The organism is Streptomyces sp. NPDC003691, from assembly GCF_053981115.1.
Window position 1 is genome coordinate 51,723 of the sequence record NZ_JBSFNQ010000019.1, and the last position, 22,164, is coordinate 73,886.

Annotated in this window: 15 protein-coding genes; 12 read left to right on the forward strand and 3 right to left on the reverse strand. The window is 69.3% G+C overall.

What is annotated here, in order from left to right:
- Positions 1-72: 72 nt before the first annotated feature.
- Both ACWDR0_RS12380 and ACWDR0_RS12385 read left to right on the forward strand, forming a co-directional pair.
- Positions 73-1,191, forward strand: a complete 1,119-nt coding sequence (locus tag ACWDR0_RS12380; protein WP_456351604.1) for a lipid II:glycine glycyltransferase FemX — start codon at positions 73-75, stop codon at positions 1,189-1,191.
- A gap of 141 nt (positions 1,192-1,332) precedes the next feature.
- Entirely contained in the window at positions 1,333-2,364 is a 1,032-nt protein-coding gene (locus tag ACWDR0_RS12385) for an alanine racemase (protein WP_456351605.1), read from the forward strand.
- A 57-nt stretch (positions 2,365-2,421) separates the two neighbouring features.
- On the opposite strand, the gene ACWDR0_RS12390 is transcribed toward ACWDR0_RS12385, so the two are convergent.
- On the reverse strand, positions 2,422-3,960 hold the full coding sequence (locus tag ACWDR0_RS12390; protein ID WP_456351606.1) for a glycosyltransferase family 87 protein: 1,539 nt from the start codon (positions 3,958-3,960) through the stop codon (positions 2,422-2,424).
- Positions 3,961-4,087: 127 nt separating this feature from the next.
- Positions 4,088-6,865: a transglycosylase domain-containing protein gene (locus ACWDR0_RS12395; protein WP_456351607.1), complete on the reverse strand. Its 2,778-nt coding sequence runs from the start codon at positions 6,863-6,865 to the stop codon at positions 4,088-4,090.
- A gap of 361 nt (positions 6,866-7,226) precedes the next feature.
- On the opposite strand from ACWDR0_RS12395, the gene ACWDR0_RS12400 reads away from it, so the two are divergent.
- The 3 genes from ACWDR0_RS12400 to ACWDR0_RS12410 all read left to right on the forward strand — a co-directional run bounded on the left by ACWDR0_RS12400 (position 7,227) and on the right by ACWDR0_RS12410 (position 10,463).
- Positions 7,227-7,928 (forward strand): helix-turn-helix transcriptional regulator, encoded by a 702-nt coding sequence (locus ACWDR0_RS12400; protein ID WP_456351608.1) that lies wholly within the window; start codon positions 7,227-7,229, stop codon positions 7,926-7,928.
- A 59-nt stretch (positions 7,929-7,987) separates the two neighbouring features.
- Positions 7,988-9,070, forward strand: a complete 1,083-nt coding sequence (locus ACWDR0_RS12405) for an inositol-3-phosphate synthase (protein WP_456351609.1) — start codon at positions 7,988-7,990, stop codon at positions 9,068-9,070.
- A 100-nt stretch (positions 9,071-9,170) separates the two neighbouring features.
- A complete protein-coding gene (locus ACWDR0_RS12410) occupies positions 9,171-10,463 on the forward strand; it encodes an MFS transporter (RefSeq protein WP_456351610.1) in 1,293 nt (430 codons plus the stop codon).
- A gap of 135 nt (positions 10,464-10,598) precedes the next feature.
- On the opposite strand, the gene ACWDR0_RS12415 is transcribed toward ACWDR0_RS12410, so the two are convergent.
- Entirely contained in the window at positions 10,599-12,044 is a 1,446-nt protein-coding gene (locus ACWDR0_RS12415) for a CCA tRNA nucleotidyltransferase (RefSeq protein ID WP_456351611.1), read from the reverse strand.
- Between the two features lie 165 nt (positions 12,045-12,209).
- Here ACWDR0_RS12415 and ACWDR0_RS12420 point away from each other — a divergent pair, with 165 nt between their 5' ends.
- The 7 genes from ACWDR0_RS12420 to trxA all read left to right on the forward strand — a co-directional run bounded on the left by ACWDR0_RS12420 (position 12,210) and on the right by trxA (position 22,095).
- On the forward strand, positions 12,210-14,570 hold the full coding sequence (locus ACWDR0_RS12420; RefSeq protein ID WP_456351612.1) for a DUF6049 family protein: 2,361 nt from the start codon (positions 12,210-12,212) through the stop codon (positions 14,568-14,570).
- A gap of 44 nt (positions 14,571-14,614) precedes the next feature.
- Positions 14,615-16,924, forward strand: coding sequence for a murein biosynthesis integral membrane protein MurJ (gene murJ / locus ACWDR0_RS12425; RefSeq protein ID WP_456351613.1), 2,310 nt, complete (start codon positions 14,615-14,617; stop codon positions 16,922-16,924).
- Between the two features lie 137 nt (positions 16,925-17,061).
- Positions 17,062-18,840 carry a protein kinase family protein gene (locus ACWDR0_RS12430; RefSeq protein ID WP_456351614.1) on the forward strand — a complete coding sequence of 593 codons (1,779 nt, stop codon included), beginning with the start codon at positions 17,062-17,064 and terminating at the stop codon, positions 18,838-18,840.
- 106 nt (positions 18,841-18,946) lie between these two features.
- Positions 18,947-19,693, forward strand: coding sequence for an RNA polymerase sigma factor SigM (gene sigM / locus ACWDR0_RS12435; protein ID WP_456351615.1), 747 nt, complete (start codon positions 18,947-18,949; stop codon positions 19,691-19,693).
- 14 nt (positions 19,694-19,707) lie between these two features.
- Positions 19,708-20,616, forward strand: coding sequence for a hypothetical protein (locus tag ACWDR0_RS12440; protein ID WP_456351616.1), 909 nt, complete (start codon positions 19,708-19,710; stop codon positions 20,614-20,616).
- 123 nt (positions 20,617-20,739) lie between these two features.
- A complete protein-coding gene (gene trxB / locus ACWDR0_RS12445) occupies positions 20,740-21,690 on the forward strand; it encodes a thioredoxin-disulfide reductase (RefSeq protein WP_456351617.1) in 951 nt (316 codons plus the stop codon).
- Between the two features lie 75 nt (positions 21,691-21,765).
- On the forward strand, positions 21,766-22,095 hold the full coding sequence (gene trxA, locus ACWDR0_RS12450) for a thioredoxin (protein WP_456351618.1): 330 nt from the start codon (positions 21,766-21,768) through the stop codon (positions 22,093-22,095).
- Positions 22,096-22,164 lie beyond the last annotated feature (69 nt).

Sequence of the window (22,164 nt, forward strand, 5' to 3'; positions counted from 1 at the left end):
AGCCCAGTAGGCTTCGGCGCGAGAGCCGGAGCCCCTGACCCATGGGGACACACCTGCCGAGGAGCGCCCCATATGAGCCTGACACTGAGGACCATCAGCCGAGAGCAGCATCTGGCGTACATCCAGTCCCTGCCGTCGGCAAGCCACTGCCAGGTCCCCGCGTGGTCGGACGTGAAGACCGAATGGCGCTCGGAGAACCTGGGGTGGTTCGACAAGCACGGTCAGCTCGTCGGTGTCGGACTGGTGCTCTACCGCCAGCTCCCCAAGATCAAGCGGTATCTCGCTTATCTTCCCGAGGGCCCGGTCATCAACTGGTACGCCCCGAACCTGGACGACTGGCTCCAGCCGATGCTCGCCCACCTCAAGCAGCAGGGCGCCTTCTCCGTGAAGATGGGCCCGCCGGTCGTCATCCGGCGCTGGGACGCCCCCGCCATCAAGTCCGGTATCCAGGACCCGGACGTCAAGCGGCTGCGGGACGTCGAAGCCACCCATATCGAGCCGCGCGCCTTCGAGGTCGCCGACCGGCTGCGCAAGATGGGCTGGCAGCAGGGCGAGGACGGGGGCGCGGGCTTCGGCGACGTCCAGCCGCGGTACGTCTACCAGGTGCCGCTGGCCAACCGCTCCCTCGACGATGTCCTCAAGGGCTTCAACCAGCTCTGGCGCCGCAACATCAAGAAGGCCGAGAAGGCCGGGGTCGAGGTCGTCCAGGGCGGCTACTACGACCTGGAGGAGTGGCAGCGGCTGTACGAGATCACCGCGGTCCGCGACCGGTTCCGGCCCCGCCCGCTCTCGTACTTCCAGCGGATGTGGACCGTCCTCAACAACGAGGACCCCAACCGTATGCGCCTCTACTTCGCCCGGCACAACGGTGTGAACCTCTCCGCGGCGACCATGCTCGTCGTCGGCGGCCACGTCTGGTACTCCTACGGCGCCTCGGACAACATCGGCCGCGAGGTCCGGCCCTCGAACGCGATGCAGTGGCGGATGCTGCGCGACGCCTACGCCATGGGCGCCACCGTCTACGACCTGCGCGGCATCAGCGACTCCCTGGACGAGACCGACCACCTCTTCGGCCTCATCCAGTTCAAGGTGGGCACCGGCGGCGAGGCCGTCGAGTACGTCGGCGAATGGGACTTCCCGCTCAACAAGCTGCTGCACAAGGCGCTGGACATGTATATGTCGCGCCGCTGATCCGGCCGGTGGGACCGCCGGGCTCCCGGACACGTCCGCCGCCGGCGGTCCCCACCCCGTAACCTCGTAGATCACGAAACTTCCCCCGTTCCGTCCACACCTTCAATACACCGCAGCCACCAGAAAGGTTCCGGGCCGGCCATGGCGCTCTCCCTGTACGTCGACACCACCCGCTGGCGGATGCACCAGAAGTCGGTGACCGACCAGTTCCCCGGGCTCGTACCGGTCTGCAAGGGCAACGGCTACGGCTTCGGGCACGAGCGGCTGGCGGAGGAGGCGACCCGTTTCGGATCCGACATGCTCGCCGTCGGCACGACGTACGAGGCCGCCCGGATCAAGGACTGGTTCAGCGGCGATCTGCTGGTCCTCACCCCCTTCCGCCGGGGCGAGGAGCCGGTGCCGCTGCCGGACCGGGTGATCCGCTCCGTATCGTCCGTGGACGGCGTACACGCCCTGGTCGGCGCGCGGGTGGTCATCGAGTGCATGAGCACCATGAAGCGCCACGGCGTCTCCGAGCAGGACCTGGGCAGGCTGACGGCCGCCATCGACGACGTCCGGCTGGAGGGCTTCGCGCTCCATCTCCCCCTCGACCGCACCGACGGTTCCGACGCCGTCGAGGAGGTCATCACCTGGATGGACCGGCTGCGGTCCGCGCGGCTGCCGCTGCACACCATGTTCGTCAGCCATCTGCGCGCCGACGAACTGGCCAAGCTGCGCCAGCAGTTCCCGCAGACCCGGTTCCGGGCCCGGATCGGCACCCGGCTCTGGCTCGGCGACCACGACTCCACCGAGTACCGGGGCTCCGTCCTCGACGTCACCCGGGTGTCGAAGGGCGACCGGTTCGGCTACCGCCAGCAGAAGGCCGCGTCCGACGGCTGGCTGGTGGTCGTCGCCGGAGGCACGTCCCACGGTGTCGGTCTGGAGGCGCCCAAGGCGCTGCACGGCATGATGCCGCGGGCCAAGGGAGTGGCCCGGGCCGGTCTGGCGACGGTGAACCGGAATCTGTCGCCCTTCGTCTGGGCCGGGAAGCAGCGCTGGTTCGCCGAGCCGCCGCATATGCAGGTGTCCATCCTGTTCGTCCCGGCGGACGCCCAGGAGCCGCAGGTCGGTGACGAGCTGGTGGCCCATCTGCGGCACACCACGACCCAGTTCGACCGCATCGTGGAGCGCTGACGGCCGACCGCGGGCGGCCCGCCGGACGGGCCGCCGGGACCGGTCCCGTACCGCTCCTCAGGAGCCGTCCCGCGGCGCCGCGGGTTCGCCGGTCCCGGCCGGCTCCACCGGCCCGGCTCCCCAGCGCACCTTCGTGCCTTCGTCGTCTGCGGTGCCGGGGCCGGTGCAGTACGCCGTCTCCCGGCCCAGCACGAAAACGTCGTCCGCCCGGTCCAGCACCCCGCCCGAGGGGTCGTCCGACCCGTCCTGGCGCACCACGTCCCGCTCGGGCCGCAGGATGTCCCGGACCACGATCGCGCAGAGGTACAGCGTCCCCAGCAGGTGCAGGGCGATCGCGAAGTGGTACCCCTCGGGCGGCAGCCCCTGCCGCTGGTTGCCGCTGGTGGTGTAGGCGAGGTACATCCAGATGCCGAGGAAGTACGCCGCCTCGCACGCCTGCCAGATCAGGAAGTCCCGCCAGCGCGGCCTGGCGAGCGCCGCCAGGGGGATCAGCCAGAGCACGTACTGCGGCGAGTACACCTTGTTGGTCAGAATGAACGCGGCCACCACCAGGAACGCGACCTGCGCGAACCGGGGCCGCCGGGGTGCGGTCAGGGTCAGCCAGGCGATCCCCGCGCAGGCCAGTACCGCCAGGAACAGCGAGTACCGGTTGACCTCCTCGGGCGTGATCGTCACCTCGAAGCGCTGGACGACGATCAGCCAGAAGGATCCGAAGTCGATGTCCCGTTCCTGGTTGAAGGTGTAGAACTTCCGCCAGCCCTCCGGAGCGGCGAGCATCACATACAGATTGGCCGCCAGCCAGGAGCCCGCGGCCCCCAGAACCGCCAGACCGTACTCCCGCCACTTCCCGGCCCGCCAGCAGAGCACCAGCAGCGGTCCGAGCAGGAAGAAGGCGTAGAGCTTGGCCGCGGTCGCCAGTCCGATCAGCACTCCGAAGGCGAGTGCGCGGCCGCGCGACCACATCAGCATCGCCGCGGCGGTCAGCGCCACCGCCAGCAGATCCCAGTTGATGGTGGCGGTCAGGGCGAAGGCCGGGGCCAGGGCGACCAGGAGCGCGTCCCAGGGGCGGCGGGCGTGGGTCCGCGAGACACAGACCACGATGATCACGGCGCAGACCATCAGCATGCCCGCGTTGACCATCCAGTAGAGCTGCTGCTGCTCCTGGAGCGGCCCTCCCCCGGGGGTGAGCCAGGCCGCGATCTGCATGAAGAGCCCGGTCAGTACGGGGTACTCCAGGAACTGCATATCGCCGGGCAGCCGGTCGAAGTACGGAATCAGCCCGTCCGAGAAGCCGCGCCCGACGAAGAGGTGCGGGATGTCCGAGTAGCAGGCGTGGGTGTACTGGGAGCTGGCCCCGCGGAACCAGGCCCAGTCGTAGCACGGCATCTTCTGGACCATGCCCAGGGCGAACATGCCGATGGCGGTCAGCGCCACCACGCGTACGGGGGTGAGGTAGCCGCCGCGGACGCGCAGGGCCCAGCGGCCGGCCGGGCCGCCGATCAGCTCGCTGCCGGCCGCCGCGACGGAGTCCCGCCGGGTGGGCCGTACATCCGGCCGGTCGTCCCGGGGCACGGTGGTCTCTTCTGCGCTGGGCATGGTGCACATCCTGCCGTACGGGCGGGGGTACGCCACGAGGGCCGCGGAATCCGGTGCGGCCGTGTACGGGACACGGAGCGCGGGTACCGGATGCCACGGCCCTCGTGGGGCGCGGACGGGCGGCGGGTCACTCTTCCTGGGGTCCGCCGATCACCAGGCCGTTGCTGTTGCTGCCGTTCTGGCCGCTGCCGCCGTTGTTCGCGGCGCCGCCGTTGTTGGCCGCACCGCCGTTGTTCGCGGCGCCCCCGTTGTTGGCCGCACCGCCGTTGTTGGCCTGACCACCGTTGTTGGCCTGCCCGCCGTTATTGGCGTTGCTGCCGTTGCCGCCGTTGTTGTTGGCGCCGTTGTTGGTACCGCAGCTCCAGTTGTCCCACGGGTTGCAGGAGTTGCTGGGGTCGGGGGAGTTGCCGGTGGCCGGCGGGGACTCCGACTCCTCGTTCGTCGGCTGCTTGGTCGTCGGGTCCTTGGTCGTCGGGTCGTCCGAGGGCTCCGTGGACTTCGACGGCGGCGGGCTGGAGGCGCCACCGCCCCAGTACGCCTCGCCGATCGGCTCCGGCTTGGGGAACTCCAGCACCTTGGTGCCCTTGAGTGCCTTCTTCATGTAGTCCGCGAAGATGTCGGACGGGAACGACGAACCGTGGATCTTCTTCTGGCCGCCGGTGCCGAACATCTCCAGGAAGGCACGCTTGGTGTTCTTCTCGTCGTCGTCGAGGCGGTACATGTCGATCGCGGTCGACAGCTGCGGGGTGTAGCCGACGAACCACGCCGACTTGTTGCCGTCGGTGGTGCCGGTCTTGCCGGCCACCTGGCGGCCCGGGACCTGGGCGTTGGTGCCGGTGCCCTTCTCGACCACGTCGACCAGGACGTCGGTGACGTTGTTGGCGACGGCGGGGGAGAAGCCGCCGGTCGGGTCGTCCTTGTGCCGGTAGATCTCCCGGCCGCCCCGCTTCACGTACTCCACCGAGTACGGGTCCCGCTGCTGGCCCTCGGCGGCGAAGGTGCCGTACGAGCTGGCCATGCGGATGGCGCTCGGGGTGGAGATGCCGATGGAGAAGGAGGGCACGTCGGACTTGTTGAGCGAGCTCTCCAGCAGTCCGGCCTTGACGGCCGCCTTGCGGACCTCCGCGACGCCGATGTCCATACCGAGCTGCACGAAGGGGCTGTTCGCCGAGTCGATCATCGCCTCGCGCAGATTGATGTTCTCGTAGTCCTTGTCACCGTCGTTGACCTGGAGCCACTCCTTGCCCTCCTCGTTGCGCCAGACCGACCCGTCGTAGTTCTTGATCTTGAGCTTGTTCTTGCCGTTGTAGATCGTCTTGTCGGGGTCGACCTTGGTGCGCTGGGACTCCGTCTGGACCCGGTCGCCCTTGGGATCGCGCACCCCGTCGTCCATGGCGGAGGCCAGCACGAAGGGCTTGAAGGTCGAGCCGACCTGGGCGCCGGTGCTGTCGGCGTTGTTGGTGAAGTGCTTGGTGGCGTCGGCTCCGCCGTAGATCGCGACGATCTTGCCGGTCTTCGGTTCGACCGAGGCGCCGCCGAACTGGACATGAGTGTCCGTGTCGGGCCGCTTCTTCGGGTCGATGTTCTTGTTGTAGACCTTCTTGACGGAATCCTGGAGCTGACCGATCTTCTTCTTGTCGAAGGTCGTGTGGATCTCGTAGCCGCCGAGGGACAGGTCCGCGGCGGTGATCTGCTTGTTGTTGGCGAGGAAGTTCGCCTTGGCGAGATCGACGAGATAGCCGACCTGGCCGCCGAGCTTGGCTCCCTTGGAGAGCGGCTGCACCTCGGGGAAAACGGTCTTGTCGCGCTCCGCCTTCTCCAGATGGCCGTCCTTCACCATCTCGTCGAGGATCCAGTTCCAGCGCTCGGTGACCCGCTTGGTGTTCGCCTCTCGGGTCGCCGCGGGGTCGAAGTCGGTGGCTCCGGCCGGGTCGTAGTAGGTCGCGCCCTTGAGCAGGGTGGTCAGGAACGCCGACTGGGCAACGGTCAGGCTCTTGGCGTCGGTGTCGAAGTAGGTCCGCGCCGCGGCCTGGATGCCGTAGGAGTTCCGGCCGTAGAACGAGGTGTTCAGATAGCCGGCCATGATCTCCGGCTTCTTCATCTCGGTGCCGACCTTCATGGAGATGAAGAGCTCTTTGAACTTACGGCTGACGGTCTGCGACTGGTCGCCGAGCCGGGCGTTCTTCACATACTGCTGGGTGATGGTGGAGCCGCCCTGGGTCTGCTGACCGCGGGCCATGTTCACCAGCGCCCGGCTGATGCCCTTGGGGTCGATACCGGAGTCCGAGTCGAAGGTCTTGTTCTCCGCGGACTTCACGGCGTTCTGCAGATGCACGGGGATCTGCTCGATCCCCACGTTCTGCCGGTTGTACTCACCGCCGGTCGCCGCCAGCTGGGTGCCGTCGGAGTAGTAGTAGACGTTGTTCTGGGCCTCCGCCTGCTTACGGGGGTCCGGAACGTCCACCCAGGCGTACGCCAGCGTCGCCGCGCCCATCAGGGAGCCGAAGAAGGCCAGCGAGAGGCCGGTGACCAGCTTCCAGGAGGGCACCCAGCGGCGCCAGCCGTCCTTGTCGAACCGCGGGTAGTCGATCAGGCGCCGCTTGCGCGGGCCGCCGCTCCCGCCGGGATCGTGGTGGCCGGCTCCGCCGCCGCCCCGGCGGCCACCGCCGCCACTCCGGCCGCCGCCCCCCGCGGCGCCGGGATCCACCCTGCGGCGCCCGCCGCGCTGGGCGCGACGGGCCTCGGCGCGGCCCCCGTAGGGCCGCTCCTCGCCATGGGAGGCGGACGGAGGGACGGCGCCGGCGTCCCCGGTGGGGGCGGCTCGGTGGCCGGATGGCTGCTGGGCAGCGCGCCTGGCAGCCGCGCGTCCGCCGGTCTGCGGCGGTTTGCGACGGTGCTCGCTCATCGAACGACTACTCCTCGGGCAGGCGAAACGCCTGGAAGCGGCAGTTGACTTCCGGTCCCCCCGGCATGGATGCGGACCGGCCGCGCGAAGGGCTCGTCCGCAGTGCACCCACGGCGATGACGACTGGGGCCGTCATCTGGTTCCCGGTGGTCTGCATCCGCACAGACTACGCACGAACAAATCCATCCCGACATTGAAGTTCATCCCAAATCCGGCAAGTTGGCCAGAGCGAATTGACGATGTGACCCCGTTCACCGCGACCCCTCTTGTCGCAGAAGCCCCGCCGTCCTATCGTGCTGATGTATCGACTCGATACATCAGCACGAGATAGAGGTTCGGGGCAGCGCGAAGGGAGGCCGTGATGAGCAGGCGCTCGGGAATTCTTGAGTTCGCCGTGCTCGGTCTCCTCCGTGAAGCCCCGATGCACGGGTACGAGCTGCGGAAACGGCTCAACACTTCGTTGGGGATCTTCCGGGCCTTCAGTTACGGGACCCTGTACCCCTGCCTCAAGACGCTGGTCGCCAACGGCTGGTTGATCGAGGAACCGGGGAACGCTCCCGACGACGCCCTGGCCGCTCCACTCTCAGGGCGTCGCGCCAAGATCGTCTACCGGTTGACGGCGGAAGGGAAAGAACACTTCGAGGAGCTGCTCGCGCACACCGGCCCGGACAGCTGGGAGGACGAGCACTTCGCGGCCCGGTTCGCCTTCTTCGGGCAGACGGAGCGCGAGGTGCGGATGCGGGTGCTGGAAGGCCGCCGCAGCCGGCTGGAGGAGCGTCTGGAGAAGATGCGCGCCTCCCTCGCCCGGACCCGTGAGCGCCTCGACGACTACACGCTGGAGCTCCAGCGCCACGGAATGGAGTCCGTGGAGCGCGAAGTGCGCTGGCTGAACGAGCTCATCGAGAGCGAGCGGGCGGGACGGGATCAGCGACGCTCCTCCCCCGGCTCCGCATCACAGCAGAAGAACACCGCGGGGCCCGGGGACGGCCTGCCCCGGCGTGGGAACGCGGAGCCCTCCGGGCCCGCCACCCCGCCGGATCCGTCCGACGGCACCGCCAACTGAGACCCCGCGGTCCGCAGGGTCTCATCCGGAATACCGAAATCACACAGGGAGCAACCGGAATGGGTTCGGTTCGCGTAGCCATCGTCGGCGTGGGCAACTGCGCCGCCTCGCTGGTGCAGGGCGTCGAGTACTACAAGGACGCCGACCCGGCCGGCAAGGTGCCGGGTCTGATGCACGTCCAGTTCGGGGACTACCACGTCCGGGACGTCGAGTTCGTGGCCGCCTTCGACGTGGACGCCAAGAAGGTCGGCCTCGACCTGGCGGACGCCATCGGTGCCAGCGAGAACAACACCATCAAGATCTGCGACGTGCCGAACAGCGGTGTCACGGTGCAGCGCGGCCACACCCTCGACGGTCTGGGCAAGTACTACCGCGAGACCATCGAGGAGTCGCCCGAGGCCCCGGTCGACGTCGTCCAGGTCCTCAAGGACAAGCAGGTCGACGTTCTGGTCTGCTACCTGCCCGTAGGTTCCGAGGACGCTGCGAAGTACTACGCGCAGTGCGCCATCGACGCCAAGGTCGGCTTCGTCAACGCCCTCCCCGTCTTTATCGCGGGCACCAAGGAGTGGGCCGACAAGTTCACCGAGGCGGGCGTCCCGATCGTCGGCGACGACATCAAGTCGCAGGTCGGCGCCACGATCACGCACCGTGTGATGGCGAAGCTCTTCGAGGACCGGGGTGTCATCCTGGACCGCACGATGCAGCTGAACGTCGGCGGCAACATGGACTTCAAGAACATGCTGGAGCGCGACCGGCTGGAGTCCAAGAAGATCTCGAAGACGCAGGCCGTCACCTCGCAGATCCCCGACCGCGAGCTGGGCGAGAAGAACGTCCACATCGGTCCGTCCGACTACGTCGCGTGGCTCGACGACCGCAAGTGGGCGTACGTCCGCCTGGAGGGCCGTGCCTTCGGTGACGTCCCGCTGAACCTGGAGTACAAGCTCGAGGTCTGGGACTCCCCGAACTCGGCCGGTGTCATCATCGACGCCGTTCGCGCCGCGAAGATCGCCAAGGACCGCGGCGTCGGCGGCCCGATCCTCTCGGCCAGCAGCTACTTCATGAAGAGCCCGCCGGTCCAGTACTTCGACGACGAGGCCCGCGAGAACGTCGAGAAGTTCATCAAGGGCGAGGTCGAGCGCTGATCTCTGCCTGAGAGCAGTGGCGCAAGGCCGCGGAGGGTCCCCGGTGGTTCACCGGGGACCCTCCGCATGTGCGCGGGACCGGTGTGTGACGCTAGACCGCATGCCCGTCGTACGTGATCTGCGCGTACTCCTGCGCCTGACGAACTTCCGCCGACTGCTGACGGTCCGGCTGCTGTCCCAGACAGCGGACGGCGTCTATCAGGTGGCGCTCGCCACGTACGTGGTGTTCTCGCCGGAGAAACAGACCTCGCCCGCGGCCATCGCCTCGGCCATGGCCGTGCTGCTGCTGCCGTACTCCCTGATCGGCCCCTTCGCCGGGGTACTGCTGGACCGCTGGCGCCGCCGCCAGGTCCTGCTCTACGGCAATCTGCTGCGGGCACTGCTCGCCTGCGGCACCGCCCTGCTGATCCTGGCCTCCGTACCCGACTGGCTCTTCTATGTGTCGGCCCTGTCGGTCACCGCCATCAACCGCTTCGTGCTCGCCGGCCTCTCGGCCTCCCTGCCCCGGGTGGTGGACGAGGAGCGGCTGGTGATCGCCAATGCCCTCTCACCCACGGCCGGCACCCTGGCCGCGACCGCGGGCGGCGGACTCGCCTTTGTCGTCCGGTTCGCCGTCGCCGACTCCGATGCCGCGGTCGTCCTGCTGGGAGCCGCTCTCTACCTCTGTGCGGGGCTCGCCTCCCTCCGGATGGCACGCGATCTCCTCGGCCCCGATCCGGAGCGCGTACAGCCCCGTCTGACGGCCGCCGTCGCCTCCACGGCCCGCGGCCTGGTGGACGGGCTGCGCCATCTGGCCCGGCGCCCGGCGGCCGCCCGGGCACTGACGGCGGTCACCCTGATGCGCTTCTGCTACGGCGCCCTGCTGGTGACCGTACTGATGCTCTGCCGGTACGCCTGGTACGAGGACGAGCGCAACGGCCTGGCTCTGCTCGGGGTGGCCGTCGCCGTCTCGGGCGCGGGATTCTTCGTCGCGGCCGTGATCACCCCCTGGACGATCGGACGCCTCGGCCCGTACCGCTGGATGATCTGCTGCGCCGCGACCGCGGCGGTCCTCGTCCCGGCCCTCGGTCTCCCCTTCGCCCAGGGACCGATACTCGCCGCGGCCTTCGTCCTGGGCCTGGTCACCCAGGGGGTGAAGATCACCACCGATACCGTCGTCCAGCTATCGGTCGACGACGCCTACCGCGGCCGGGTCTTCTCGCTCTACGACGTTCTGTTCAATGTCTCGTTCGTCGCGGCGGCGGCCGTCGCGGCGCTGATACTGCCGCCCGACGGCCGCTCGGTCCCGCTGGTGGTACTGGTGGGCGTGCTCTACGCGGGGATCGCTCTGCTGCTCCGGCACTGGAACCGGACCGCTCCGGTAACGGTCGGCCCGGCCGGCCCGGCGGACTGACTCCAGCGCCGCAACAGGCGATGTTTCACGTGAAACATCGCCCGCCTCTGTCCGGCCGGAGGAACACCCCGAACGGAAGCGGGGCATGTTTCACGTGAAACATGCCCCGCACCGGACCGTCGGTCACCGCCACCCTCACCGGCTCTGAGCGGCCCACCACTCCGTAAGGGCCTTTACCGCGTCGTCGTGCTCCATCGGCCCGTGCTCCAGCCTCAGCTCCAGCAGATGCGCATACGCCTTGCCGATCACCGGTCCGGGGCCGACCCCGAGGATCTCCTGGATCTGGTTGCCGTCGAGATCGGGCCGGATGGCATCCAGCTCCTCCTGCTGCTGGAGCTGTGCAATGCGCTCCTCCAGGCCGTCATAGGTCCGGGAGAGCGCGGCGGCCTTCCGCTTGTTACGGGTGGTGCAATCCGAGCGGGTCAGCTTGTGCAGCCGGGTGAGCAGCGGCCCGGCGTCCCGTACATAGCGGCGCACCGCGGAGTCGGTCCATTCGCCGTCGCCGTATCCATGGAAGCGCAGATGCAGCTCCACCAGCCGGGAGACATCCTTCACCAGCTCGTTGGAGTACTTGAGCGCGGTCATCCGCTTCTTGGTCATCTTCGCGCCCACCACCTCGTGGTGGTGGAAGGAGACCCGGCCGTCCTTCTCGAAGCGACGGGTGCGCGGCTTACCGATGTCGTGCAGCAGCGCGGAGAGCCGGAGCACCAGATCCGGGCCCTGGTCTTCCAGGTCGATCGCCTGCTCCAGCACGGTCAGGGAGTGCTCGTAGACATCCTTGTGCCGGTGGTGCTCGTCGCTCTCCAGCTTCAGCGCGGGAAGCTCCGGCAGCACCCGGGCGGCCATTCCGGAGTCGACCAGCAGCGCCAGTCCCTTCCGGGGGTTCGCGGAGAGCAGCAGCTTGTTCAGCTCGTCCCTGACCCGCTCGGCGGAGACGATGTCGAGGCGCTCGGACATCTCCGTCATGGCGGTGACGACCTCGGGTGCCACCTCGAAGTCCAGCTGGGCCGAGAACCGGGCGGCACGCATCATCCGCAGCGGGTCGTCGGAGAAGGACGCCTCGGGAGTGCCGGGGGTACGCAGCACCTTCGCCGCGAGGTCCTCCAGGCCGCCGTGCGGGTCGATGAACTCCTTCTCGGGGAGCGCGACGGCCATCGCGTTCACCGTGAAGTCCCGGCGGACCAGATCGTCCTCGATGGAATCGCCGTAGGACACCTCGGGCTTGCGGGAGGTGCGGTCGTACGCCTCGGACCGGTAGGTGGTGATCTCGATCTGATAGCCGCTCTTCTGCGCACCGACGGTACCGAAGGCAATTCCGACGTCCCATACCGAATCCGCCCAGGGACGGACGATCCGGAGAATGTCCTGGGGGCGGGCGTCGGTGGTGAAGTCCAGGTCGTTGCCGAGCCGGCCGAGGAGTGCGTCCCGCACCGAGCCGCCGACCAGGGCGAGACGGAAGCCCGCCTCCTGGAAGCGGCGGGCGAGATCGTCCGCGACAGGGGCTACCCGCAGTAGCTCCGCCACCGCGCGGCGTTGCACCTGGTTCAGTGCGGAGGGAGTGTCTTCATTGGCGTTCGGCACAACAGAGAAGGGTACGTCCCCCGGGCCCGCGGGGGTCCCCAGAAGCCCGTGACGATCATGTGTGGCAGTCCGCGGCACTTCCGCCCGGCGCACCTCGTTACCATGCGTGGACGCAATGAGCGACAGCGACCTGACGACAGCAGACGACAAGGGACGGACGAGCGCGTGGCCGAGGCGGCAGACTTCCGGAGGATGACCCCCGTGCCTGCCCGTCGGTGGCTCCGCAGGGCCGTCTGCGCCCTTGCCGCCGCCCCTGTGGTCGCGGGGCTCCTGGGAGCCTCCGCGCCCGCCGCGGAAGCCGCTCCGGCCGCCTCGGGTCCGCGTTCGGTGGATGTGAGTCTCACCACACTCTCCCCGAGCGTGCCGGAGGAGGACGGGACCCTCACCGTATCCGGGACTGTGGTCAACCGGACCAAGGGCCCCGTCAGCAGCCCCGAGATCGACCTCCATATCGGGGACCGGCCGCTGAACGGCCGTACCGGTATCGACCGGGCGGCGAAGCGCACGGGCTACGACCGTGCGGCCGACGGCCCGTCCGTGGGCGACCGGTACACCGTGAAGCTTCCCTCCCTGGCCCCGGGCATCAGCCGGGACTTCACCGTGTCGGTGCCGGTCGAGGAGCTCGGGCTGGGTGAGGAGGGCGTCTACCAGCTCGGGGTCAGCCTCTCGGGGCGCAGCCGCGGAGTCTCCTACCGGCAGGTCCTGGGCATCGAGCGGACCTTCCTCCCCTGGCAGCCCGACGCCCTGGAGAAGAAGCCCCGCCTCACCTACCTCTGGCCGCTGATCTCCTCGACCCATCTGACGTCCGAGGTCGGATCGGACGAGCAGCGGACACCGGTCTTCGAGGACGAGTCGCTGGCCAAGGAGATCTCCCCCGAGGGCCGGCTGGGGCAGATGGTGTCCCTCGGCCGTGAGCTGCCGGTCACCTGGGTCATCGATCCCGACCTGCTGGCCACCGTCGACGCCATGACCCGGAACTACCGGGTGAAGGACGGCGGAGACGGCGAGGAGACCGTGCCGGGCCGCAACCAGGCGGTCGCCAAGCAGTGGCTCAGCTCCCTGGAGGCCGCGGTCCAGAGCCGCAAGGTGATCGCCCTTCCCTACGCGGACCCGGATCTGGCGTCCCTGGCTCACCGCGGCACCCAGGTCTCCGGCACCCTCGGACGGCTGCTGGACGCCACCGAGGTGGCGGGTCTGACGGTGGAGACGATCCTGCATGTGAAGCCGTCCGTGGACTTCGCCTGGCCCGTCGACGGGGCGATCGACTCGTCCATCGTGAACGTGGCCACCTCGGCGGGGGCCGACCATGTGATCGCCCGCAGCGACAGCCTCCGCGACGACCTTCCGTACACGGCGTCCGCCGCCCGGCCGATCGGCGGCGGAACCACCGCCGTCGTCGCCGACGCCCGGCTGTCGAAGGCGTTCGAGGGGAACATGCTCGACAGCGGCGAGTCCACGCTCGCCGTCCAGCGCTTCCTGGCCCAGACCCTGGCGGTCGCCCTCCAGGACGACGCCCCGGGGGCCCGCAGCGTCGTTGTGGCCCCCCAGCGGATGCCCACCACCTCGCAGGCCCAGTCCATGGCGCGCGCCCTCCAGGGGCTCGGCGGACGGCTCTGGACCGAGCCCTCCGATCTGCTCGCGGCCGCGGAGGCAAAGCCCGACAGCGGTGCGAACCGGCGGGTACCGCCGGGCTCCCAGTACCCCGAGGCGCTGCGCAAGCGCGAGCTGCCCGTGAGCGCCTTCGAGCAGATCCACGGCACCCAGGAGAACCTCGACAACTTCACCCTCATCCTCACCGCCCGGGATCGGGTGGAGACCCCGTTCTCGCGGGCGATCGACCGGGAGATGTCCACCGCGTGGCGGGGCCAGCGCCAGGCCGCCGAGGCGTATCGCGCCGGGGTGCGGGAGAACCTCGACCGGCTCGTCGGCGAGGTCCAGCTCATCGAGAAGTCGCAGATCACGCTCTCCGGCCGCAGCGCCACCATCCCGGTGACCGTCCAGAACCGGCTGGTCCAGGACGTCGACAATCTGGTTCTGCGGCTCAGCTCCGACAACGGAGCCCGGCTCAGCCTCGACGGCGGCCGCGGCATCGCCGAGCGGCCCATCGAGATCAAGGGCGGCCACAGCCAGTCCGTGAAGTTCGATGCCAAGGCCAACGCCAACGGCCAGGTGCGGCTGACGGCGCAGCTCTACACGGAGGACGGCAAGCTCTACGGGCCGGCGATGCAGTTCACGGTGCAGGTCTCCGAGGCCACCCCCACCGTGCTGCTGGTCATCGCGGGCGGTGTGCTGCTCCTGGTGCTCGCCGGTGTCCGGATGTACACCCAGCGCAAGCGGGCGGCGGCCCGTGACACCCCCGCCGACGGGCCGGGCACCGAGCCCGGCGGAGACGCCGCTCCGGACGGTACGGAGCCCCCCGGAGGCGGTGACGACGCGGCCGATCCCGGGCAGGCGAGTGACCCGACACCGGACACCCGACCGGAAAGCGGCAACCGATCGCGCGCGGGTGAGAAAGTGGACCGTTGAGCGATGTCGTGGCCACCGGCCGGGGACGATGAGGTGGGGTAGCAATGAACGCGCCGTACGACGGTGACCGCGGTCAGGGCGCCGGGGCGAACCCGGCGGACCAGCCGCCACCGCCGCAGCCCCCGTACGCCCACGACCCGACCCTGCCCGCCCACGCCCAGCACCCCGGCTACGGTCCCGCCCACGACGCGGACGGCCGGCCGTACACCTACGACCCCGCCCAGTACCAGCAGCAGGCCCCGTACCCGTACGACCCGGCGGGGCAGCAGCCCGGCTACGACGCGGCGCACGACCCCTACCTGGGGGACGCCTACGCCCAGGATCCCTACCGGGCGCAGGACCTCTCCGCCCAGGACCCGGTGGCCGAGGCCCTCTACGACCGTGCCTCGCACCCTCCGCCGCCGCCCGGCACCTACCCCGACCAGCAGCCGCTCTACCAGCAGCCGCCTCCGTCGGACTACGCGCCGGACCCCCGGGTCTGGGCGCACACCCCGCCGCCGGAGCCGTCGGGCCCCTCGCGGCATCTCCCGTACGGCGACGACGCCCGGACCACGCAGTACACCGGCGTGGACGACCTGGTCAGCAATGCCGCCGACGATCAGCCGCAGCAGGACGCCTTCGCCCATCTCTTCCGGGACCAGCAGAACAGCGCCAAGACGGTCCCGGCGCCCGCACCGGAGCCGATGCCCGCCCCGGCCGCCCCGAAGCGTTCCGGCGGTCGGGTCTCCAGTCTGGCGAAGTCGAGCGCGGTGATGGCCGCGGGCACGATCGTCTCCCGTCTCACCGGCTTCCTCCGCAACCTCGTGATGGCCGCCGCCATCGGTGTCGGCGTACTCAGCGACACCTACCAGGTCGCCAATGTGCTGCCGACGATGATCTACGTGCTGGTCGGCGGCGGTGCCCTGAACGCGGTCTTCATCCCTCAGCTCGTCCGGGCGATGAAGAACGACGAGGACGGGGGCGAGGCCTATGCCAACCGGCTGCTCACCCTTGTCGTCGTCCTGCTGGCCGGGGTGACCGTCTTCTGTGTGGTGGCGGCCCCGCTGCTCGTCACCATGATGTCGCCGACGATCGCCTCCGACCCGCAGAAGAAGGAGGTGGCCGTCGCTTTCGCCCGCTACTGCCTGCCGACCATCTTCTTCATGGGCATCCATGTGGTGCTCGGGCAGATCCTCAACGCCCGTGGCCGCTTCGGCGCCATGATGTGGACCCCGGTCCTCAACAACGTGGTGATCATCGCTTCGTTCGCCGCCTTCATCTGGGCGTTCGGCAGCTTCACCACCTCCGGTGTCAACACCACCACGATCACCCCGGAAGGTGTCCGGCTCCTCGGTATCGGCACCATGCTCGGTCTGGTGGTCCAGGCTCTGGCGATGCTTCCCTACCTGCGCGACGCGGGCTTCCGGATGAGGCTGCGGTTCGACTGGCGCGGACAGGGGCTGGGCAAGGCGGCCGGGCTGGCGAAGTGGACCCTCTTCTTCGTGCTGGCCAATCAGCTCGGCATGATCGTCGTCACCCAGCTCGCCACCTCGGCGGGCGCCACCGCCGAGAAGCACGGCTTCACCGGCACCGGTATCACCGCCTACAACTTCGCCCTGCTGCTCTGGCAGCTCCCCCAGGCCATCATCACGGTCTCCGTGATGACCGCGGTCCTGCCCCGGATCTCCCGCTCCGCCCACGACGGCGACGCGGCCGCCGTCCGGGACGACATCTCCTACGGCCTCCGCACCTCCGCCGTCGCGATCGTGCCCTCGGCGTTCGCCTTCTTCGCCCTGGGTGTCCCGATGGCGGGGCTGATGTACGCCGGATCGGGCGCCGAGGGCGCCAGGAACATCGGATTCACCCTGATGGCCTTCGGGCTCGGACTGATTCCGTACTCCGTGCAGTACGTCGTCCTCCGCGGCTTCTACGCCTACGAGGACACCAGGACGCCCTTCTACAACACCGTCATCGTCGCCCTGATCAACGCGGGCGCCGCCGGTCTCAGCTTCCTCCTCCTGCCCGCCCGCTGGGCCGTCGTCGGCATGGCCGCCTCCTACGGCCTGGCCTACATGATCGGCGTGGGAGTCGCCTGGAGCCGGCTGAGAAAGCGGCTGGGCGGTGATCTGGACGGCGCTCACGTCATGCGCACGTACACCAGGCTCTGCATCGCCTCGCTGCCCGCGGCGCTTCTCGGCGGTGCCACCGCCTTCGGCATCATCAAGCTCCTCGGCAGCGGTGCTCTGCCCTCCCTGGTCGCGCTCGTCGGCGGCGGAATCGTCCTCCTCGGCGTGTTCTTCCTGGCGGCCCGCCGGATGCGCATCGAAGAGCTGAACTCCATGGTGGGCATGGTCCGCGGCCGGCTCGGCCGCTGAGACACGAGCCGGGGCGCATTCGAACCGCTTCCGCACAACCATCGCCAGGGGCCGTGTGTCGTGCATAGCAGTGGACTGTGGGCACAATTGGCATGGCTGTTGATTTGTGCGCAACGGATGGGGAGGCAGGAGCGACGGTGGCGGAACGTAGCACGGCTGCCGTCGACGTGGCCGACAACGGCGGGAACGAACCGCCGACCGCGCAGGCGGAGGACGCCACGGCCGACGGTGCTGCCGGATCGGAGACGACCGCGGAACTGCCCGTCCCCGGTGACCAGAACCCCGACGAGGGCGCGGACAGCGCGGTCGGCAAGGGCGGCGCGGACACCAAAGACGGCGCGCAGAAGGCCGCAGAGCCCGCCGCCGCGACCCCCGAGCTGCACAGCGGCCACAAGCTTGCCAAGCGCTACCGCCTCGAGGAGTGCATCACCCGGCTGGACGGCTTCAGCAGCTGGCGTGCCGTGGACGAGAAGCTGCGCCGGGCGGTCGGGGTCCATGCGCTCCCGGCCGATCACTCCCGGGCCCGTTCCGTGCTCGCCGCCGCACGCTCCGCCGCCCTCCTGGGCGACCCCCGGTTCGTCATGGTGCTGGACGCGGTCGAGGAGAACGACCTCGTCTATGTCGTCCACGAGTGGCTTCCCGATGCCACCGAGCTGACCACCCTGCTTGCCATGGGCGCCCTGGAGCCGCACGAGGCATACCGGCTCGTCGACCAGGTCTCCCAGGCCATGGCGGCGGCCCATCGCGAGGGGCTCTCGCATCTCAAGCTCACCCCCGGCGCCGTGCTGCGGACCTCCAGCGGCCAGTACCGGATCCGTGGGCTCGCGGTGAACGCCGCACTGCGCGGCATCAGCGCCGACCATCCCCAGCGCACCGACACCGAGGCCATCGGGGCGCTGCTCTACGCCGCACTGACCCAGCGCTGGCCTTACGAGAACGACGCCTACGGTCTCTCGGGACTGCCCAAGGGCATCGGGCTGCTCCCGCCCGACCAGGTGCGGGCGGGGGTCCATCGCGGGCTCTCCGAACTCTCCATGCGCGCCCTGGTCAACAACGGCGCCACCGCCTCCCGTCAGGACCCGCCCTGCACCACTCCGGAGGAGCTGGCCAAGGCCGTCGCGGAGATGCCGCGTATCAGGCCGCCGGAGCCCGCGTTCGCCGCTCCGCCGGAGTACCAGCGCACCACCTACCAGCAGGGCAACTACGGCCGCCCCGGCGCCGTACGGCCCGGTGGACCCGTTCTCCCGCATCCGGTTCCGATTCCTCCCGCGCCCCTGGAGAGCCGCGCGGGCAAAGCGCTCAAGTGGACCGTCGCCGCGCTGCTGATCGCAGCGCTGGGGCTCGGAAGCTGGCAGATCTCGGAGAAGCTGCTGGACCGGGAGAAGGGGTCCGGTCCCGCCACCGAGGCACCGCCCGCCGGGGGCGACGAGAAGCCGAAGCCGCCCGCCCGGCCGATCGCCGTCGACCACGCCTCGGAGTTCAAGCCCAGTGGCTCCGGCATACAGCAGCACGAGGCACCCCTCACCGTCGACGGCGACCCCGCAACGTCCTGGGTGACACCCGAGTACCGGAACTACCCGAACTTCGGCAACATCCCCAGCCGTCGTCAGGGCAGCGGGATCATCGTCGACCTCGGCACCGTCCGGGAGGTCGCCGGAGTCGATATCGACCTGTACCGCGCCGGCCAGAAGGCGGAAGTCCTGGCCGCCGGTGAGAACGCCTCGGATCCGTCCTCGCTCGCGGACTTCGGCCAACGGCTCACCCCGGAGCAGACGGTCGGCCAGAAGCTGAAGGAAACGTTCGACGCTCCCGTCCGGACGCGCTATGTGCTGATCCGGATCACCGAACTGCCGCCCACCGCACAGGCGAACCGCTATCGGGGCGGCGTCTCGGAGATCAGGATTCTGGGTCGCTGACCCCCGGTTCGGCGGGCTCTGCCCGCCACCGGGGTCCCGGCCCTGGATTCCCCGGTGCTCTGCCTCTCCCCAGGGGAATCGTGATAGACAGACCGGGCCGGAGCTGATGCTTCCAGGCGCCGAACGGGACCGACCAGAGGGGGAGGCCGTGACGACGGAGGCGTCCCACACAGTCAGCGACTCCGAGCTTCTGGCCCGTCATGTCGCGGGACATCCCGACGCCTTCGGTGAGCTGGTCCGGCGGCACCGCGACCGGCTCTGGGCCGTCGCCCTGCGCACCCTGGGAGACCGCGAAGAGGCCGCGGACGCGGTACAGGACGCCCTGGTCTCCGCCTTCAGAGCCGCTCACACCTTCAGGGGCCAGTCCGCCGTCACCACCTGGCTCCACCGGATCACGGTCAACGCCTGTCTCGACCGGGCCCGTAAGTCCGCTTCCCGGAGGACCTCGCCCGTCGAGGACACCGAGCGGCTGGAACAGCTACTCGAACCCCATGAGTCCGCGGCGGCACCGGCGGAGCGCCGGGACCTGAACCGCCAGCTGCTGGCCGCCCTGGGGAAACTCCCGGCGGAGCAGCGGGCGGCCCTGGTACTGGTGGATATGCAGGGCTACTCCGTCGCGGAGGCCGCGGAGGTACTGAACGTCCCTCCGGGCACGGTGAAGAGCCGCTGCGCACGGGGCCGGGCAAAGCTGCTTCCTCTGGTCACCCATCTGCGCGGCACCTCCGGGGATAGTGATGATCCCGGCCGGGGAAGGAACCGGACGCCGGGGGCAGCCGTCCCACCGGCGACGGGCCACAAGGACGCAGGGCCGACCGATCCTGCTGCTGTGAAGGGCGGAGGTGGACGCACGTGACATCCACGGCCGACATGACTCAGCATCCGGATGTATCCGAGATCTCCGATCTCACCGAGGGGCTGCTCTCCCCCGCGCAGAGCGGGCCACTGCGGCGGCATCTGGCCGCCTGTGAACTGTGCGCGGATGTCAGGACGTCTCTGGAAGAGATCCGTACGCTCCTGGGGGCCGTCCCGGGCACACCCCGGATGCCGGTCGATGTGGCCCAGCGGATCGACGCCGCACTGGCTGCCGAGGCCCTGCTCGATGCCGGGCATCGTCCCGGGCATGTTTCACGTGAAACATCGTCCTCCGGAGATCCTGCCGACTCGGCCCAGAGCCCATCCGGGGCCGCCGGTGCCGCGACCCGTCCGGCCGGCCGCGCCCGCGGTGCCACCGGTCCGGGCCGGACCGCCGCACAGCGCCGCAGGCGGCGGGGTTCGGTACTGGGAGCCCTCGTCGGTATCGCCGCCGTAGGCGTCGGTGTGTTCCTTCTCCGGAGCGGGGACCCGGAGGGCCCTCCGAGCGCGGGCCGGACTCTCGCTTCGTCGGCCGCTCCGGGGGAGTTCTCCGCGACGGGCCTGGAGAGCAGGGTCCGGGATCTGCTCACGCGTCCCGCCATCCAGGGTGACCGGGGGCATGCCATGACCGCCGGTGAGGAGTCGGACTCACCCGCCCCCGGAGTACCGGGCACGGAGCTGGGCGGACATACCGGCAATGACCCCGCGGTGCCCTCCTGCGTTCAGCGGGGCACCGGCCGCACCATGCTTCCGATCGCGGTGGAGCGGGGCCGCTATCAGGGCACCGATGCCTTTCTTCTGGTTCTGCCGGCCAACGGGGACATCCAGCGGGTCGATGCCTTCGTCATTGATGCCGGTTGTACGAGTGGCTCGTCCCAGGCCCCCGGAAAGGTCCTGCTGACGGAGTCCTTCTCCCGTCACTGACGGTTCCGAGCGCGCTGCGTGACAGCACGGGAATGCATCCCCCTTAGGATCCGTTGGGTGGGGTGAGAGCCATTGCCCCGGCCAATAGTCAGCAGACAGCCTGCAGAGACGAGGAAGAGACCCGTGAGCGACGTCCGAAACGTGATCATCATCGGCTCCGGACCCGCCGGTTATACGGCGGCGCTCTATACCGCACGGGCCTCCCTGAAGCCCCTGGTATTCGAGGGAGCGGTGACCGCCGGTGGCGCCCTGATGAACACCACCGACGTCGAGAACTTCCCCGGTTTCCGCGACGGCATCATGGGGCCGGACCTCATGGACAACATGCGGGCGCAGGCCGAGCGCTTCGGTGCCGAGCTGATTCCGGACGATGTGGTCTCCGTCGACCTCAGCGGTGAGATCAAGACCGTGACCGACACCGCGGGCACCGTCCACCGGGCCAAGGCCGTGATCGTCACCACCGGCTCCCAGCACCGCAAGCTCGGTCTGCCGAACGAGGACGCTCTCTCCGGACGTGGTGTCTCCTGGTGCGCCACCTGCGACGGCTTCTTCTTCAAGGACCAGGACATCGCCGTGATCGGCGGTGGGGACACCGCGATGGAGGAGGCCACCTTCCTTTCCCGGTTCGCCAAGTCGGTGACGATCGTCCACCGGCGGGACAGCCTGCGGGCCTCGAAGGCCATGCAGGACCGCGCCTTCGCCGACCCGAAGATCACGTTTGCCTGGGACAGCGAGGTCGCCGAGATCCACGGCGAGCAGAAGCTCACCGGTCTGACCCTGCGCAACACCAAGACGGGCGAGACCTCCGAGCTGGCGGTCACGGGACTGTTCATCGCCGTCGGCCACGACCCGCGGACCGAGCTGTTCAAGGGCCAGCTCGACCTGGACGACGAGGGGTACCTCAAGGTCGAGGCGCCCTCCACCCGTACCAACCTCACCGGCGTCTTCGCCGCGGGCGATGTCGTCGACCACACCTACCGCCAGGCGATCACGGCTGCCGGCACCGGATGCTCCGCCGCGCTCGACGCCGAGCGTTTCCTGGCCGCACTGGCCGACGCCGACAACTCTCACTGATCCGATCGGGCCCGTTGGAGGGCCTGCCCGGACCACTCTCCTCACCCCACAACAGTTGATCAAAGGAGGCCCGCCGTGGCCGGCGTGCTGAAGAACGTAACGGACGACTCCTTCGAAGAGGATGTCCTCAAGAGCGGCAAGCCTGTTCTGGTGGACTTCTGGGCGGCCTGGTGCGGCCCGTGCCGTCAGATCGCACCGTCCCTCGAAGCCATCGCCGCCGAGCACGGCGACAAGATCGAGGTCGTCAAGCTCAACATCGACGAGAACCCGGCCACGGCGGCCAAGTACGGCGTCATGTCCATCCCGACCCTCAACGTCTACAAGGACGGCGAGGTCGTGCAGACGATCGTCGGTGCCAAGCCGAAGGCCGCGATCGTTCGCGACCTGGAGAACTTCATCGGCTAGTCAGTGGCGCCTGCGCGCCCGGTGTTTCACGTGAAACATGACGGAGGGCCCACCCGGTCGGGTGGGCCC